Annotated in this window: 1 protein-coding gene; it reads left to right on the top strand. The window is 68.3% G+C overall.

Features of this window, described 5'->3' with window-relative positions; genetic code table 11:
* Positions 1–160: 160 nt before the first annotated feature.
* On the top strand, positions 161–821 hold a 661-nt coding region (locus PSU4_RS30970; RefSeq protein WP_186817291.1), incomplete at its 3' end, for an IS3 family transposase.

Genomic DNA, 821 nt, shown 5'->3' with positions numbered 1-821 from the left:
AGGCCGATCACGGCGAGCGCCACGACCGCCCGAGTACCGCCGAGGCCGAGGAACTCCGCCGGCTCCGCAAGGAAAATGCTGAGCTGCGCCGGGCCAACGAAATCCTGAAGGCGGCGAGTGCTTTTTTCGCCCAGGAGATGGACCCGACAAGGAAGAGGTGGTGAAAGCGGTCGAGGCGTTGCAGCACCGTTTCGGGATCAGCCCGATTCTGCGGGTCCTCGGCGTCGCCGCGTCAACCTACTACGGATGGCGCACCCAACAGCGCGACCCGTCTGAACGCCGGCGCGCCGATACCGGACTGCTCGCCGAGATCCGCCGGATCCACGACCGTTCCGGCGGCACCTACGGCGCACCCAGAGTCCATGCCACGCTGCGCCGCGGGGGCCAGCACGTGTCACGCAAGCGGGTCGAGCGGCTGATGCGCGAGGACGGGCTGCAGGGCGCGTTCCTGCGTAAACGCTGGCGGACGGCCTCGACCAGGCAGGACCCGCGTGCTGTCCCGGCCCCGGACCTGGTCAACCGCGACTTCACCGCCCCGGCGCCGGACCGGTTGTGGGTTGCCGACGCCACCCGTATCCCCTGCGGGGAGGGGGTGTTCTGGCTGGCCGCGGTCCGCGACGCCTTCTCCAACCGCATCGTCGGGTGGCGCTGCTCGGACCGCTGCGACACCGACCTGATCCTCGGCGCGCTCGAGTACGCCGTCTGGACCCGCAACGTCCATGGTGGGCAGATAGTCCACCACTCCGATAGGGGGTCGAACTATACGTCTCTGCGTTTCGGTCAGCGTCTCGAAGATCACGGGATACTCGCATCAATGGGGT

It is taken from the genome of Pseudonocardia sulfidoxydans NBRC 16205 (genome assembly GCF_007989085.1).
Lineage (GTDB): Bacteria > Actinomycetota > Actinomycetes > Mycobacteriales > Pseudonocardiaceae > Pseudonocardia > Pseudonocardia sulfidoxydans.
The sequence above is the reverse complement of the archived record's forward strand: the minus strand, read 5'-3'. Positions and strand labels throughout refer to the sequence as shown.